This window comes from Halomonas sp. 25-S5 (genome assembly GCF_029889845.1).
GTDB lineage: Bacteria > Pseudomonadota > Gammaproteobacteria > Pseudomonadales > Halomonadaceae > Halomonas.
This window is the reverse complement of record NZ_JARANV010000037.1, coordinates 1-15,597: the sequence shown is the minus strand read 5'-3', so window position 1 is coordinate 15,597 and position 15,597 is coordinate 1. Positions and strand designations below refer to the sequence as shown.

Genomic DNA, 15,597 nt, shown 5'->3' with positions numbered 1-15,597 from the left:
TCACACGGCCTATCCACTCGCTGTGTACGCTTCGCAGTGGCGGTTACCCGACACCACGCAACACTCGCTACCGGCTGGTGGCTAGCCTTGGCCGGATGGGACTTGCACCCACTGGGTTTCACTTCATCCTTTCCACCTCCATCGGTTTCCCGGATGACCAGGCTTCGCCTGGCGCACTCAAAGTAGTTAACGTCGCATACAAATAGCCTCGGAATACCTCTTTTCAGACCGATCGCCTCTTTGGTGGAACAAGAGCTTCAATGAGGCCGAGGCAAATAGCCTCGGAATACAGCAAACAGGGACAGGCGCAAACGAGCGACACGAGGCTTCAATGAGGCCGAGGCAAATAGCCTCGGAATACAAGCGTGGGCCCTGCAATTGGCCATGCAATTGGACTAGCTTCAATGAGGCCGAGGCAAATAGCCTCGGAATACGAGGGATGCGGCCAAGTACCAGGAGCTCATCAAGGCGCTTCAATGAGGCCGAGGCAAATAGCCTCGGAATACCATCCAGCAGGTTGATATGCTCGCAGCCCTGACCCGTGCTTCAATGAGGCCGAGGCAAATAGCCTCGGAATACTCGAACTGGCCATCATCCAGCCGCGGGCCTATCACAAGCTTCAATGAGGCCGAGGCAAATAGCCTCGGAATACTGCACGAGAGCGGCCGCAAGCTCAGCCGCAAGGACTAGCTTCAATGAGGCCGAGGCAAATAGCCTCGGAATACCGGCTCGAAGGCAAGGGCGCAGAATGGGACTATGGGGCTTCAATGAGGCCGAGGCAAATAGCCTCGGAATACACTAAGGCGCAAGCCCTGAACACCTGCGGCCGGCTGAGCTTCAATGAGGCCGAGGCAAATAGCCTCGGAATACTGCAATCGATTATCTCGCGCTGGGCGCCGGCACACGAGCTTCAATGAGGCCGAGGCAAATAGCCTCGGAATACCAGCTGGAGGATGAGATCCTCGACCTCGAGGGCCGAGCTTCAATGAGGCCGAGGCAAATAGCCTCGGAATACGCCTGTCAGACCACCGGCCAGAGCCAGCTGCTGGAGCTTCAATGAGGCCGAGGCAAATAGCCTCGGAATACTCGGCACCAGCGCGTAGCCACGCAGCTGCTGGGCGATGCTTCAATGAGGCCGAGGCAAATAGCCTCGGAATACTTCAACAAGGAGCCCCTGCAGCTCAGCGACAAGCTCAAGCTTCAATGAGGCCGAGGCAAATAGCCTCGGAATACCCGCCGGCACCGGCACACGGGTATTCATCTGACTGGTGCTTCAATGAGGCCGAGGCAAATAGCCTCGGAATACGTGCGCGAGCGTGCCGCCGCCAAGGACTTCGACCCCAAGCTTCAATGAGGCCGAGGCAAATAGCCTCGGAATACGGTGACCACCGCGCGCAGGTCGTCGATGGCATCAGTGCTTCAATGAGGCCGAGGCAAATAGCCTCGGAATACGATAGAGCTCGGCGATCCAGCGACTGGTACCCGGCATGCTTCAATGAGGCCGAGGCAAATAGCCTCGGAATACCTCGAGCAGCTCCAGGGCGTAGGGCACGTCGGTCAGGCTTCAATGAGGCCGAGGCAAATAGCCTCGGAATACGTGGAGGGATGATGAGGTCCGCTGTCGAGAAGTCGAGGCTTCAATGAGGCCGAGGCAAATAGCCTCGGAATACCAGGCTGCGCACCGGGCGCCCTGCCCGGCGGCTGGCGCTTCAATGAGGCCGAGGCAAATAGCCTCGGAATACTCCGGTGGCCGCCTGATGGACGTGGGCGGCGCGGTGGCTTCAATGAGGCCGAGGCAAATAGCCTCGGAATACTTGAGCCGTTGGCGGGAATGAGCCACGCGTTTAGTGGGCTTCAATGAGGCCGAGGCAAATAGCCTCGGAATACCCGGACGGCGAGATCGAGCCGGTGTTCGTCTATAACGGGCTTCAATGAGGCCGAGGCAAATAGCCTCGGAATACAACAACGTCTGGCAATGGAAGAGAATCGGGAGGGTGCGCTTCAATGAGGCCGAGGCAAATAGCCTCGGAATACCAGGCTGCGCACCGGGCGCCCTGCCCGGCGGCTGGCGCTTCAATGAGGCCGAGGCAAATAGCCTCGGAATACTCCGGTGGCCGCCTGATGGACGTGGGCGGCGCGGTGGCTTCAATGAGGCCGAGGCAAATAGCCTCGGAATACCTCAGCTGGGCAGCGTCGGCGTGGTGCTCAGTCTGCGGCTTCAATGAGGCCGAGGCAAATAGCCTCGGAATACGTGGGTCGGGGGCGTGCTGGTCGGCGCCTTCAAGGCGCTTCAATGAGGCCGAGGCAAATAGCCTCGGAATACACCCCGAGCACTAGCGGGCGATACTGGGAGCATCAAGCTTCAATGAGGCCGAGGCAAATAGCCTCGGAATACAATCCTCTGGCGCAATGACGTTCACGGCAGCGGTGTGCTTCAATGAGGCCGAGGCAAATAGCCTCGGAATACCGAGGTAGCGCCAGCCACAAGCCATGGCCGCCTGATGCTTCAATGAGGCCGAGGCAAATAGCCTCGGAATACGCTCAGCGAGGTGCCGGCGCAGACCTTGATCACGTTGCTTCAATGAGGCCGAGGCAAATAGCCTCGGAATACGCCCTTCTTGGCGAGACCCTCCTCCGGCAGCCAGAAGCTTCAATGAGGCCGAGGCAAATAGCCTCGGAATACGACCACGAAGCCGCCGGCGAGATCCGCTGGCTGCAGGGCTTCAATGAGGCCGAGGCAAATAGCCTCGGAATACACCACCAGGAGCACGGCATGGCACGCAGGCGTGGCAGGCTTCAATGAGGCCGAGGCAAATAGCCTCGGAATACACCAACGGCACGCCGATCGCCAACCTGCGCAAGTAGCTTCAATGAGGCCGAGGCAAATAGCCTCGGAATACCTCAATAACCTTATGCTGATTAACATTAGCTGTTAGGCTTCAATGAGGCCGAGGCAAATAGCCTCGGAATACTTCGGAAGGAGCGTAGCAGGGAACCAGAAATGTAGGGCTTCAATGAGGCCGAGGCAAATAGCCTCGGAATACACCATGGTCATGTCATCGGCATAATCCGTGTTCAAGGGCTTCAATGAGGCCGAGGCAAATAGCCTCGGAATACGGCGACATGACCGCCGAGGAGTATCGGGGCCAGATGCTTCAATGAGGCCGAGGCAAATAGCCTCGGAATACGGCCCGGCTATCGTGCGGGCGCACAGTCGCGCCACGCCGCTTCAATGAGGCCGAGGCAAATAGCCTCGGAATACCCTCGGCGCCGTAGCGCCCGGCGGTCTTGTCCCGGTAGCTTCAATGAGGCCGAGGCAAATAGCCTCGGAATACCGCTCTCGGCGCGGGCTGGCACCAGATGACGGCCTGGGCTTCAATGAGGCCGAGGCAAATAGCCTCGGAATACGAGGGTGAGCGTGTCACCCTCTACCTCGCTGCTCGGGCTTCAATGAGGCCGAGGCAAATAGCCTCGGAATACCTCTACGGTGCCAAGCTCACGGTCTGGGTCTTCGAGCAGCTTCAATGAGGCCGAGGCAAATAGCCTCGGAATACGGGAGAGGTCAGTGACGAGCCCCACCCACACCCATCGCGCTTCAATGAGGCCGAGGCAAATAGCCTCGGAATACTCGAGTGGCTGGGCGGTGAGGCTGGCCAAGCATGAATGCTTCAATGAGGCCGAGGCAAATAGCCTCGGAATACTCCTGGTCGCGCTGGTGCGTGGCCTGCAGGCCGGCGGGCTTCAATGAGGCCGAGGCAAATAGCCTCGGAATACCTCCTGCTGCCGGCACCAAAGAAAAACCGGGAATATGCTTCAATGAGGCCGAGGCAAATAGCCTCGGAATACTTGGCATCTCGTAGCGGGATATTTGGCCCAGGCGTCGCTTCAATGAGGCCGAGGCAAATAGCCTCGGAATACTGGACGAGGACGGCATGCTGCTGGGCGAGGAGGTGGAGCTTCAATGAGGCCGAGGCAAATAGCCTCGGAATACCCACAGTAGACCTCGGCGCCGTATTCGTTATCGGCGCAGCTTCAATGAGGCCGAGGCAAATAGCCTCGGAATACGCGGTAGGCCACAAGGGCATGCGCGGCGTGCTGGGCGCTTCAATGAGGCCGAGGCAAATAGCCTCGGAATACCCTTGGATCAAAAAAGGGCCCCGCAGGGCCCAGGGGTGCTTCAATGAGGCCGAGGCAAATAGCCTCGGAATACTTGCCAACTGAGTTCGACGGTGCCATATAACGGGATGAGCTTCAATGAGGCCGAGGCAAATAGCCTCGGAATACTTGATGCGCGTTTCTTCCTCGCGCCGACCCTCGCCAGGCTTCAATGAGGCCGAGGCAAATAGCCTCGGAATACCAGCATGGGCGTTTCGGGCGGGTGCTGCTGTCGGATCGGCTTCAATGAGGCCGAGGCAAATAGCCTCGGAATACGCGATGATGCCCTGTTCCTGGAGTATCACACCGCCATGCTTCAATGAGGCCGAGGCAAATAGCCTCGGAATACCGGCGGGCGCGTTCGATGGTGGCGAGGGTTTCGCCCTGCTTCAATGAGGCCGAGGCAAATAGCCTCGGAATACGCGGGTGGGCTGCTCGCCCGGCTACGTGTGGGTGGTGCTTCAATGAGGCCGAGGCAAATAGCCTCGGAATACCACCTGGGCGTCGTACTCGCCGAGCGTGGCGGTCTCGGCGCTTCAATGAGGCCGAGGCAAATAGCCTCGGAATACCTGTATTATGAAGGTATAGGGTGATCAACAGGAGACAGCTTCAATGAGGCCGAGGCAAATAGCCTCGGAATACTTTCGGCGTATCTCGGCAATCCTCCTAGGGTCTGGAGCTTCAATGAGGCCGAGGCAAATAGCCTCGGAATACAGGCGATCAAATACACATTACCCGATAGGTTGAAAAGCTTCAATGAGGCCGAGGCAAATAGCCTCGGAATACAGCCCGCCCGGAAGTCCATGTCTGGCAAGGGAGAATCCCCTTGTTTGCGAGGGGTATCCCGTCCAGCATATGAATACGGCCAAGATCATTCCACCACAGGTACACGATGGCTTTCAACTCCTTCATTTTTAAAGAGCTTTTCGAATACGAGCGCTCCCCGGGGAAACGGCCACCACTGCAGCACTCGCTTCCCGCAGGCAAAAAAAATATCGCTTCATACGATCGTGGGTTCACGGGTGACCGGTTCATAGTCCGCCTTCCCCAGGCTGGTGATGCGGGGCTTGATATTCTCGGCGAGTCCTACGTCCATAATGACCACATGGTCCTGTTCATGATGGATCATTTCGTCCAGAGTTGCGACCAGTTCCGCATGTCTTCGGGAAGACAGGCGACACTGGAACACCGATAGTTGGAGCCACTCTCCGTAGCCTTTCATCAACCGAAAGATTTTCCGCCAGCGGCGTTGGTCGGAGATATCGTAGGTGACGATGTAGATATGTTCGTTCATGGCTATCGGGTAGTGAAGTTGGGGTATTCCGGCAGTTCGCCGAGAAGGAATCGGGCCAGCAACCGGGCCTGAAGCTCGAGTATGCGTCGATAGCTGAGGCGATACCCGAATAGCGGATGGGTGACTTCCTGAGCCAACCGGCGTTCGAAGGTGGCGATGAAGCGCTTGCGTCCGTCTGGCGAAAGGTTGACAGCATTGCCTGTAGAGACGAAATCGCTGGGACGCACCTCACCATTGTTGATGGCCATCAGCACGGCGGAATCCGCGAGAAGAGGGCGAAACGGCTCCATCAGGTCCAGCGCCAGTGCCGGGCGCCCATAGCGTGGCTGGTGGTAGAACCCCAGGTAGGGGTCGAAACCAACGGATGACAGGGTGACTGACCAGGTGCGTACCAGCAGACTGTAGGCGTAAGACAGCAGGGCATTGACCGGGTCGGTGGGCGGGCGTCGGTTACGGCCTGCGAATTCGAACCGCAAGGTGTCACTGTCCGAGTCCGACTCACGAATCAGGCGATTGAAGTGGCCAAAGTACGCAGAGGCGCCTGCTCCTTCGATGCCCAACAGGGTTTGCTGGCTGGAGGCGCGACCACTCTGCTCCGCCAGGCGGCGCAGATCGGCCAGCAGACCGGCAGGCGCGCTGCCCTCTCGCCAATTTCGGCGCATCAGGGTGCGGGAATTCTGGATCTTGGCCTTCACCAGTCCACGTGCGAGGCGCAGACAGACTTGTTCATCGTCGTGGCCCCGGTACTGGGCCAGGCGCAGCTCCACATTGCCGTGGCCGGTACCCTGGCTGTGGCCGAGAAACCAGCCGCCGTAGGAATGCCAACTCACCGTGATGCCCCGGCGCAGGAGCTCGTGCAAGGTCGGCGTCGTCATGTAGACATTGCCCATGAGCACGGCCTGGGAGACATCCATCAATCGCGGTCGTGCCACAACCTGGTCCTCCACGGCGACTTCCAGGTTATCGCCCTTCTTGCGCACGCTGGCCTTGTTGGCCTGGACGTACAACGGCACGGACTCTTCCCGAACGACGGCGATGGGTCGCAGTGTGGTGTTGCCCTGACGCAGGAAGTTCACCTCGTCCGGCAGGCAGATGCCAACCAGCGAGCAGCGGGGGCACTTGGGACTATCCTCCAGAGGCGGCGGAATACGCCCGGCTGCCGCCACCATGCGCAATCCATTGATGGCGGAGAGCGTGAGGCCTTCCAGCTCTTCATCGAAGGCAACACGCACTCGCTCCCGCGAACCGGCAAAGTAGAGCACCCCCTCATCACACTGGTAGCCATGCTCACGCAGCAGCAGCCCCTGCACGCAAAGCTGTACGCGTTCCGGATCATAGGCGCCCTTGGGTACGTGAGGCCGCTTGCCGCGCTTGTAGTCCACGGGCACCACCTCGCTGCCTTCCCCTTCCACCAGATCCATGCGCGCGATCAAACCCAAGCGGTTGGATGACAAGGTGATGGAGCGGGCGTGGATGCGCTCGTCCTCATCGGGAGACTCCGGCAACTTGCCCGACTGGCGATCGACGCGGCGATGTACATGCCGACCCTGGACGGTATCCGCCGAGTCGTCCCATTCGCCCTGCACCCACTCCAGATAGGCCAGCCGCGGACAGTAGACGTACTCGTTGATCATACGAGCCGGCAGCAGGGGCTGGTCGCCCGAGAGTTCCGGGAACGGCAGTGGCAATTCCTGCTGCTGAAAGGTGGGAGTATCCACGACGATACCTCCAATGGGATCTGTTCAATCCGGAGTAAAGACGCCCAGCCCGAAGTGACAGCCAAATCCCAGCGCCAGCGGCCCCGTCACAGGCTCGGGAAACGTCAGTCGGCAAAACTGGCCGCGGGTATCGGGCTGGGTAAGCCCACGCCGGCTGCGAAAGCGGTGAAAATGCACCGATCGCCGGCGGCTATTGCCCACCTGAACATCGGGAATCAGAGTGATTTCGATGGGCTCCGGCAGGCCACGTTCCCGGCACTCGCGTCGGATCTGCGCCTGTACATCCAGGTGCTTCTTGCGATGCCAGGGGTGAAGATAGGGGGTGACGGAAACCCAGTCGGTTCCCGCTCCGTTGTAGCGAGATTGATGAAGCTCCGCCGGTACACCATACCCCTCCAGCACCACCTGCCACTCAGCACCATCCCGGCTCCACACACGTGTTACCGCATCTAGAGCGTGGAGAGCCTGGCGGGAGAGACCGGCCGGCGCGTGTACAAGTAAGTGGTCGATATGGCCGTCACCATCCACGTCCTCGGGAAGGTAGAAGGCATGCCCATGGCGATTGCCGGCGGGCATATCGTGTCCCGTCAGCTCCTTGGGCACGGCCTCCTCACCAAAGGAGCGTTTGGCCCGGGACATGGTAGCCATGCGCATCAACTCGCCGATGCGCACGGCATCCTCCAACCGGGGCAATGGCTTGCCCAACAGGGCGAAGCTGACGGTGGTGACCGAGCGCCGCATCGTCGCCGCTGGTTTCCCGGGAGTGGATGTCGGCGTGAAGCAGTCGTAAGGCCGCTGATAGGTCACGAAGCGCGCGCCTGGCGGGCGGCTCCAACCCGCCGCCTGAATGTCGGCGGTATCCAGGCGCAGGCTATCCAGCAGATGTTCTGGAAGTGTTTTGCGCAGCCTAGCCACGGCCTTGCCCTTGGCCTTGGGCGGAATTTCGGCAAGGCGGGCCTTACGCCAGTCGCGATACGCCGAGTTCGTCAAGGGAACAATGAGTCGGATGGGGTCGGTGATCTCACCAGTGTCGGCGTCCACAGCGATCTCGGCGGGACGGCAGTTGGGCTCGCCGGACCAGTCAGGCTGGCGGCACGCCTCTACCCAGCTCTCGGCGCGCCCGAGGAATCCCATGTCCCGGAGGAGAATGTCCAGCAAGGCCGTCTGGTCATCAGGAAGATCCAGTTCAAACCAGGCAACGACCACATCCGACTCCGGCGGCAGCCGTACGAAAGCGTCGAATATCATCGTATTCTTGTCCCGGCCCCCCTCGCGCATCGGCATGTAGTGGCGGGTGTGGGCACGCACAGCCGGTGGTAGCCGGTAGACCGGAAGCGAGGCAGATAGGCTGTCGATCAATCCACGCAGCAGGTCTTCGGGGTACTCGAGGGAATCCGCCTTGCGGTGCCAGGTGGCAATCAGGGCCCTCAGTAGCCGCCAGGGTGATGGCGGCCACTCCACCTCGGCTTCGTTGACATGTCGCCCCCAGGGTGTGGCGTGATAGCGGCCGGCCGGGAAGCGGAAAGCAATGGCGAGCATGGCTATTTCTTCCCGTAGGTGATCTCTGTGGCTCGCGGTTCGTTGAAACCACCCTCCGCGGCCACGGCATCGATCAGGCTGGGCAGTGCGGCCTCCAGCTCTTCCAACGAAGGCAACTGGAACCCATCGGGTCGGGTCACCGCTAGGCTCTCCAGATCCAGATCACAGGCTGTGCGCAGTCGCAGCCCGGCCTCCAGGAAACGGCGGATCTTGTAGAGCGCCAGAGCGATCAGCAGCTGCTGCGCTGCATCACTCAGCCCAAACGCGCGAATCTGGGCCAGGTCCAGATTGAAATAGGCGGTGATCCGCGGCGCCACGTATTCGTCCCGGGCAAAGGGGACGTTGCCGAAGCCCTTGGCGGTGTCGCCGCTGGGGTTGACCGCATCGTTCTTGACGCCGCCACTGGCGGCCACCTTGACGTCCTCGGCCTCTATGAACGCCGACAGCGCCCGCGGCAATCGCAGTCGCCCTCCGGCGAGCTCCTTCTTGGCCAGGAAAACGCCGTGCAGCGCGGCGTTGGTATCGACACGCAGCAGCGTGGCCGCCAGTTTTCGGATGTCCACCCGCCCGTCTTCCATGTCGGCCAACTCCTGCTTGAGCATGTCCAGCACAGTTGTGTCCTTGCCCTCCAGGATATAGGGCGAGTTCAGGCGGTGCGCTTCCAGCACGGAGTTGGTCAGCGGCCGACCACCAACATCCAGCACCTTGACCACCGGCAGGCCCCGCAAGGGCGGTTGCCAGTCGTCGGCCACCTCGTCCCAGCACACCGACTCCAGCCGATTGGCCATGCTCTGGGCGGACTCTACCAGCAGCATGCGGCCATCGCCGTGGGGACTGGGGTACTCGGCAGCGCCCAGATCCGGAAACCCGGTGGGCTGGAAGCGGCTGCCCTGGACGGGTTGAAGGCTGGCTTCAAGTAGCAGCCGGGGGCTGTTGTTCAATGCATGAAAATCCAGGGACATGGGGGTTTCTCCTTAGCTGGTGCTGTTTTCAGTGGTATTCGCCGGCCGATGGACGCGACACATCAGCCGTTTCAGGTCGGTGTCGCTTATCGGGACCAGAAGTGCCGCCAGCAATCGCCGGCCAGATAATCCGCCGGGCTCCAGATGCCTTAACCCAGTGGCAATGCCGGCTATTCGCAACCGCCTAAGGGCGAGTTCGATGGCGGCGCTGATCCGGCCGGTTTCCAGGCGGCGCACCAACTCGCTGGGGATGCCAAGCTGACTACCCTCTGGTAGCAGCCCGGTACGCAGGAGTTGCGCGTTGGTGCAGAAAAAGGGCTTGAGCACGGTGAAAGTCGCGGGAATCGGCCGGGGGGTATCCTTGGCCCAATCGGTCACGCGTGGTATCCGTGCCAGGGCGAGCCCCGCTACCAGCGATGCGATGCGACCGCTGTTCAAACCGTCACCCAGCCAGGCGGCCACGGCATCCAGCGGAGCAGCGGTATTGCCGAACAGCGGCTTGTCGTCCAGTTCTTCCTTCGCCGCTATCAACAAACGCCGCTGCAGCACGGCAAGCAGATTCCGCTCCAGGTCCGTATTGCCCCAGACCACTCGGTGGCTCTGACCCTCCACCCACCAGCGGCGCCGACCGTCCTGCTGAGATGGTGCCAGGTGATCGGCCAGGGGGAGCAGATACTGAGTGGCGCCGGTGCGGCTTTGTCGCCGTCCATGTAGCCCGGCCAGGGCGATGGCGATGCGCAGCTCAGCGCTATCGTCGCCCGCCAGTGCCGTGGTGACCCAGTTCTCGCGCAAAAGCGGCACCGGACCGCAGTTCTCACGGGCGGATGGGCTGCGCGCCAGGTAGCGCTGGATCTCGCCAAGGCACACCAGGATCCGCTGGATATGCGTACTGGCATCGTCGCGGTTGCCGGCCAGGTCGAACAGGGCGTCCTCCAGCCGGTGCACCAGCGATGCCAGCTGGTGAGAGGCATGCTCACTGCGCCCCAGTCGGCGAAAACGCTCCAGCCATCCGGCGGCATCAAGCTGGTCGATGAGGTCCATGCTGGGGTTGCGCTGGACTCGCACCCGGTTGAGCGGTGTCGCCAGGTACGCCTTGCCGGAGCGCATCATGAAGGCGTAGCGCTGGAAGCTGCTGATCCCCCGCTCCAGGCCGAGTTGTGCCACCGCCCGCATAAAATCCAGCCCGTCCCGGACGGGGCGACGCCCGAGCGACGCCCGCCCTTCCGAAAGGAATCCGCGCAATTCCATCAGGCCAACGGCTGAAGTCCAGATCGGCAGCCACATCTCCGCTCGGGCGGGCTTCTCGTCCGCCAGCGCTGAGCTGCCTGTTCCGCTGCCCGTGGGATGCACGGTGAAGGGGTAGCTCAAAGCCCCGGAACCGGCGGACTCCAGACGCCGGCTGGCTGTCGCTGCGAACAGCAGCGCCCCTTCCAACATGAGCACGAAATCCCACGGATTGACGGTGGCGCCGCCCTCGAAACCGGTGCTGGCGTTGGGGCCACCCGCCGCACCGGGTGAAAACTGGCCAATGGCGCTGGACGGCATGTCGGACGTTGACTCGGCGAACAGGCTCTCGGCCAGAAGTAAACGGGCCTTATCGGTTGCCTCACCACTATCCGGATCGAACAGCTCGACCAGGCGCTGCAAGAAATTGTTGGTAAAATCCAACCGGCCATCGTTACCCCCGGTACCCAACAGCGGCGGATAGCGGGTGGCTTCGTCGGTGAGCAGCACCGCACCATCCAGCCAGATCAGGGCGACATCGGGAAACTCCGATCGCAAGTGCATCAGCAGCTGCCGCTTGAGCTCTCCTGCCGGGCGCTCGCCGAGCTGCATCGCATCCAGCACTTGGCGTGCCTGCGCAATGGCCTCACGCAGGTGACGGAAACGCCCGGCCGCTGCCGTGCTCATGGGGCCGATGCCGGACTGGTTATCCTTGGGGTAGAAACCGCTGCCGCCGTTCCAGGGTGCTACGACAGGTGTGGGCTGCCAGTCATCGAGAAGGAACCGGGACAGCGCCGCTGCATCCAGGCCCGAGACGAGGACGAAGCGTTCCGCTTCCCAATACCCGCGGGCCTCCGGATCGACCTGCTCGCCAACCAGCCGGAGTACCCCCAGGGCCTTGAGATAGTTGGCCAGCGGCGTGGGGCTGCACCCTTCCAGAACAACGGTATGTCGCATGTCGACGGCCTCCGGGCTTGCGGTCATGACTCTGCCTCCCGGCGGCTGGCTCTCCAGTCGGCAATACGCACCAGCGCCTCCAGCCAGCTCAACCGGAAGGGTCCTTCTTCCGCCAGCAGGCGGCGGGTGCGCTCGGCCCATGACGGTCCCAGCGGCCCTGTGCCCAGGCGCATCAGATCCAGCCGCAACAGGGTTTCCTGCACCGTTTGCACGCCCAGGTGAACGGGCGGTAGAACATCGCCGTCCCACACGCCACGAGCGAACAGGCGCTCGTCGCGCGGAACCTTCTCCGTCGGCAGAGCCCGCAGCCCCAGGCGCACGCGTCCGTGATGGGCGGCAATCAGGTAGGCAATCAGATCCTTATCCGGCGAACTCTCACCATGCACCAGCCAGGCCAGCATGGAGGCGAGCTCATGGCGGAAACACGGCCTCGACTGCGACTGGCCACCCTCGGCCGCTACCCGGTAGTGCAGACGACCACGACCATCCGACTTCGCCCACGGACCACCCTCACTCGGCCCTTCCCCGAGGGCCGTCTGGAAGGCTTCATGAGCCTTGCCCACATCGTGCCAACGGCCCGCTTCGGTGAGCGCGTGGGTGTCTTCGCCCGGGAGCCCCAGGCGTTCACCGATCCTGCATGCATCCTCGGCCACGTCTGTCAGGTGCTCGGTTAATCCCACCCAGCGCCCGATCTGCGTGGGTCTGTCGTCACCGTATCCCTCCGGTGCCGCATCATCGGGTGGCACCGGGTCGACTCCCCCCTTTGCTCTGGGCACGAATCCTTGGTCTGCCTGGTAGCCGCCCTGGGCTGCGCAGAGCATGAGGGTTTGCCCCGGACGCACCTGCTCGCGCCGGATGGCCGTCCACCTCTCCGCAAGGCCGTCCCAGACCCAGGCGGCTATGGTGACCTTCTGGCCCAGGTGGTCCTTGAGCTGCGAGATCCCCACCGGGCAGAGCTCGTCTCGGGCAGGCGTGGCAAGTTCGGGGGTGGGTTGCGCGTCCGGGACGACATCCCGCCAGAACACCTGGCACTGGGGGGTACCCGTATCCCGGATATACGGCGAGATATCAACGTCAAAGCCGGAAAGGTCCGGGTCGGTGTTGAACAGTTCAAGGAAATCGCGCCGTCGCAGCACTTGGTACAGGCCGGGGCCACCCTGAACCGCCGGTAGATGCGCCGGCCCCGCCTGTCCCTGCTCCTGCAGCAAGGAGCGCGCCGCCGCCAAAGACACGGGGTCGTAAGGCAGGGCTTCATCGGCATCATCGGTGATGTCGATCCAGCGAATGTCTGCCTGATCATGCTCGCCGGCCCGGTTGCAGCGACCGAAGCGCTGCACCAGTGACGCCCAGGGAGCCAGCTCGGTGAACAACACACGGCTGGAGATATCCACACCGGCTTCAACCGCCTGTGTCGCGATGACGATGCGCCCCGTTTCACCACAGGGTTGCCGCAACTGCCGCTCGATCCAACGCCGTTCCGCCGGCCGGAAACGACCATGCAACAGTAGCCGCTCGGTATCTACTCCGAACTTGCCCAAAGCCTGATACAGCGCCTGGGCACGATCCACGCGGTTCAGTATAACCAGCGTCTGTTCGCCGGCCAGGTGGGTGACGATTACCTCCTCGGCAAGCGTCTGGAGGTAGACCGCTGCCTTGCCCTTCCGGCTGTCGCTATCCAGGCAAGTCTTGGCCTGCTGCAGATGCTTGACGGCGCTTCGTCGGCGACGAACCGATTCCTGAGCCAGATCGGCGTCATCCAACCTGGCAATATGCAGGTCATCCAGGTGGTAGCGGAAATCCACGGTGGCCAGCCAGTCTGGATGAAGGGTGGCGGACGCCCAGAGGCTGCGCGCGGGCCGGCCCAAGGCATTCGCACGCCGGAAGGCCTCCAGTTGCGCGGTGGTGGCCAGTCCCGGGCCCATGAGCTGTACCTCGTCGTACACCCAGAGGGCATCGTTGTGCAGCAGGGCATAATGCACCGGCCACTGGTAGCGGCTCATCCCATAGCCGCGCATCAGGGCCCGGGAGAGCAGCATGTCCTGGGTGCCGATCAGAATGGCATCTTCTTCCGGATGCTGAGCCCACTCGGCGGTGCGGACGTCGTCCTCCCCCCCCATGAGCAACTGCACCGAGACACGGCCATCGCCCGGCCGGCCCAGCAGGTCCAGCCGTTCCAGCCATTGCCGTATGCAATCCGCGGTCTGCTCCACCAGCACCCGCATGGGCAAGCACCAGACCAGCCGCCGCGGCATGTCCGCTTCACCAAGCTGGCGACGGCGGTACAACCAGGCGAGGGTCACCGCCGCCGTCTTGCCCAGGCCGGTGGGCACATCCAGGGCGTCGGGCCAGCCTCCTTCCGCCAACCGCTGCTGGTAGGGATAAGGGGCCGGTATACCGGTCGCTGTTGTGAAGAAGCTTTCAAAGGACGTCATGATTGACCCTGTCACTTGGCGTTCTTGAGTGTGATACCACCCCCGCTGCCCCATCGGCTGCACCAGTGGATGCATTATCAGTATTTACCGGCCGCCTCCTTCAACTGCTGCGACACAGCCTCGCGGATCTCCGCCGGCGCCATGGCCTCCACTTCTGGGCCGTAGCGGAGGATCTCCATCACCAACTCGGTGGGGTCGGAGTAGGGGACCTGGAGTTCGTAGTAGCCGCTGGCCCAGTGGCCGATCTGGTCGGGGTGCCAGCGCTCCTCAGCAACCCAGCGGGCGGCTTCGGGGGTGAAGCGCAGCACCGCCCAACCGCGGGCGGTGCCGGTGAAGATGCCGTAGCTGCCTTCCAGGATGCGGTCGATTTCGCGGTCCGGGCGAGTCTTGGCGGCGTCGAGCAGCTCCGGGTGGGTGACCCGGTCCAGGGAGAACAGCCGGAGATCGCCCGCCTGTTCGCAGTCGGCCAGCAGATACCAGTTACTGCGGTGATTGACCAGACGCAGGGGATGGACGTGTCGGTGGCTGTGTGTATCGCGGGCACGGCCGTGATACTCGAAGGCCAGTCGGCGGCCGGTAAGTACGGCCTCGGCGATGCGTCCGAAGCCCTCCGTCTCCATGCTGCGCCGGCCGGTGCCCAGGACCCGTATACGGCGACTCATGGCTTCGGCAGACTGGCCACTATGTCCCAGGAGTTTGCGGACTCGCCCCTTGAGTGGACCGATATAGGGGCCGAGGAAACCGGGCTGGACGGACTCCAGCAAGTGCTCGATGGCGAGCAGGGAGTAGAGTTCCGACTGGTTCAACCAGAAGCCGGGGAGTTCGAAAGCCTCTGTGTCGGGGTCATAGTGGTGGCCGTTGGCATCGCGATTGTACTGGATCGGCGCGCCCAGGAAGTCGCGCATGTAAGCCAGATCGCGAGTCACTGTGTTGCGGGAGGCAGCCAAATCTTCCATCAAGCGCCGCATAGCCACGGGCCGGCGCGACTGTGTCAGCAATTGGTGGATGCGGACGACTCGCTCAAGCTGATTCACTCGGCCTCCTTGCCGACGCCTTCGATAATCTCAGCTTACTTTGGTAATCGGTATCGGTCCACCAGTCGATTTATCCGGCATGGGTAGCGGTAGTTAGGTGCTCCGACTCAACCTTGCAACTATCGGAAATTCCATCAGGCGCCTGACGGCGCCCATCGCGCAGCAAGCTGCGCTCCCAGTGCGCCCGTGAAGGCGTGCACACAACTCGGTGAAAGTCCGAGTCGGGGTAAGCCATGGCCCCGTAGCCGAAGGTAACTGCGTCGCCGCGAGGCGGGGTGGAGA

Annotated in this window: 7 protein-coding genes and 1 CRISPR repeat array; all 7 genes read right to left on the bottom strand. The window is 62.2% G+C overall.

Features of this window, described 5'->3' with window-relative positions:
- Nucleotides 1-181: 181 nt before the first annotated feature.
- Nucleotides 182-4,941: direct repeats of the CRISPR family, unit length 36 nt; unit sequence GCTTCAATGAGGCCGAGGCAAATAGCCTCGGAATAC.
- A 214-nt stretch (nucleotides 4,942-5,155) separates the two neighbouring features.
- The gene (gene cas2 / locus OP498_RS17555) at nucleotides 5,156-5,449 is read right to left on the bottom strand and encodes a CRISPR-associated endonuclease Cas2 (RefSeq protein ID WP_280554643.1); all 294 of its coding nucleotides are present in this window, start codon (nucleotides 5,447-5,449) and stop codon (nucleotides 5,156-5,158) included.
- A gap of 2 nt (nucleotides 5,450-5,451) precedes the next feature.
- Nucleotides 5,452-7,167, bottom strand: coding sequence for a CRISPR-associated endonuclease Cas1 (gene cas1, locus OP498_RS17550; protein WP_280554642.1), 1,716 nt, complete (start codon nucleotides 7,165-7,167; stop codon nucleotides 5,452-5,454).
- A 24-nt stretch (nucleotides 7,168-7,191) separates the two neighbouring features.
- A complete protein-coding gene (csb2, locus tag OP498_RS17545; RefSeq protein ID WP_280554641.1) occupies nucleotides 7,192-8,706 on the bottom strand; it encodes a type I-U CRISPR-associated protein Csb2 in 1,515 nt (504 codons plus the stop codon).
- Nucleotides 8,707-8,708: 2 nt separating this feature from the next.
- Complete coding sequence (cas7u, locus tag OP498_RS17540; RefSeq protein ID WP_280554640.1) at nucleotides 8,709-9,668, bottom strand: type I-U CRISPR-associated RAMP protein Csb1/Cas7u; 960 nt, start codon at nucleotides 9,666-9,668, stop codon at nucleotides 8,709-8,711.
- 12 nt (nucleotides 9,669-9,680) lie between these two features.
- Nucleotides 9,681-11,876 (bottom strand): type I-U CRISPR-associated protein Csx17, encoded by a 2,196-nt coding sequence (csx17, locus tag OP498_RS17535; RefSeq protein ID WP_280554638.1) that lies wholly within the window; start codon nucleotides 11,874-11,876, stop codon nucleotides 9,681-9,683.
- The gene (cas3, locus tag OP498_RS17530; RefSeq protein ID WP_280554637.1) at nucleotides 11,873-14,281 is read right to left on the bottom strand and encodes a CRISPR-associated helicase Cas3'; all 2,409 of its coding nucleotides are present in this window, start codon (nucleotides 14,279-14,281) and stop codon (nucleotides 11,873-11,875) included. The genes csx17 and cas3 overlap by 4 nt, the downstream gene beginning before the upstream one ends.
- Nucleotides 14,282-14,358: 77 nt before the next feature.
- Nucleotides 14,359-15,315, bottom strand: a complete 957-nt coding sequence (locus OP498_RS17525) for a YafY family protein (protein ID WP_348533497.1) — start codon at nucleotides 15,313-15,315, stop codon at nucleotides 14,359-14,361.
- Nucleotides 15,316-15,597: the final 282 nt, after the last annotated feature.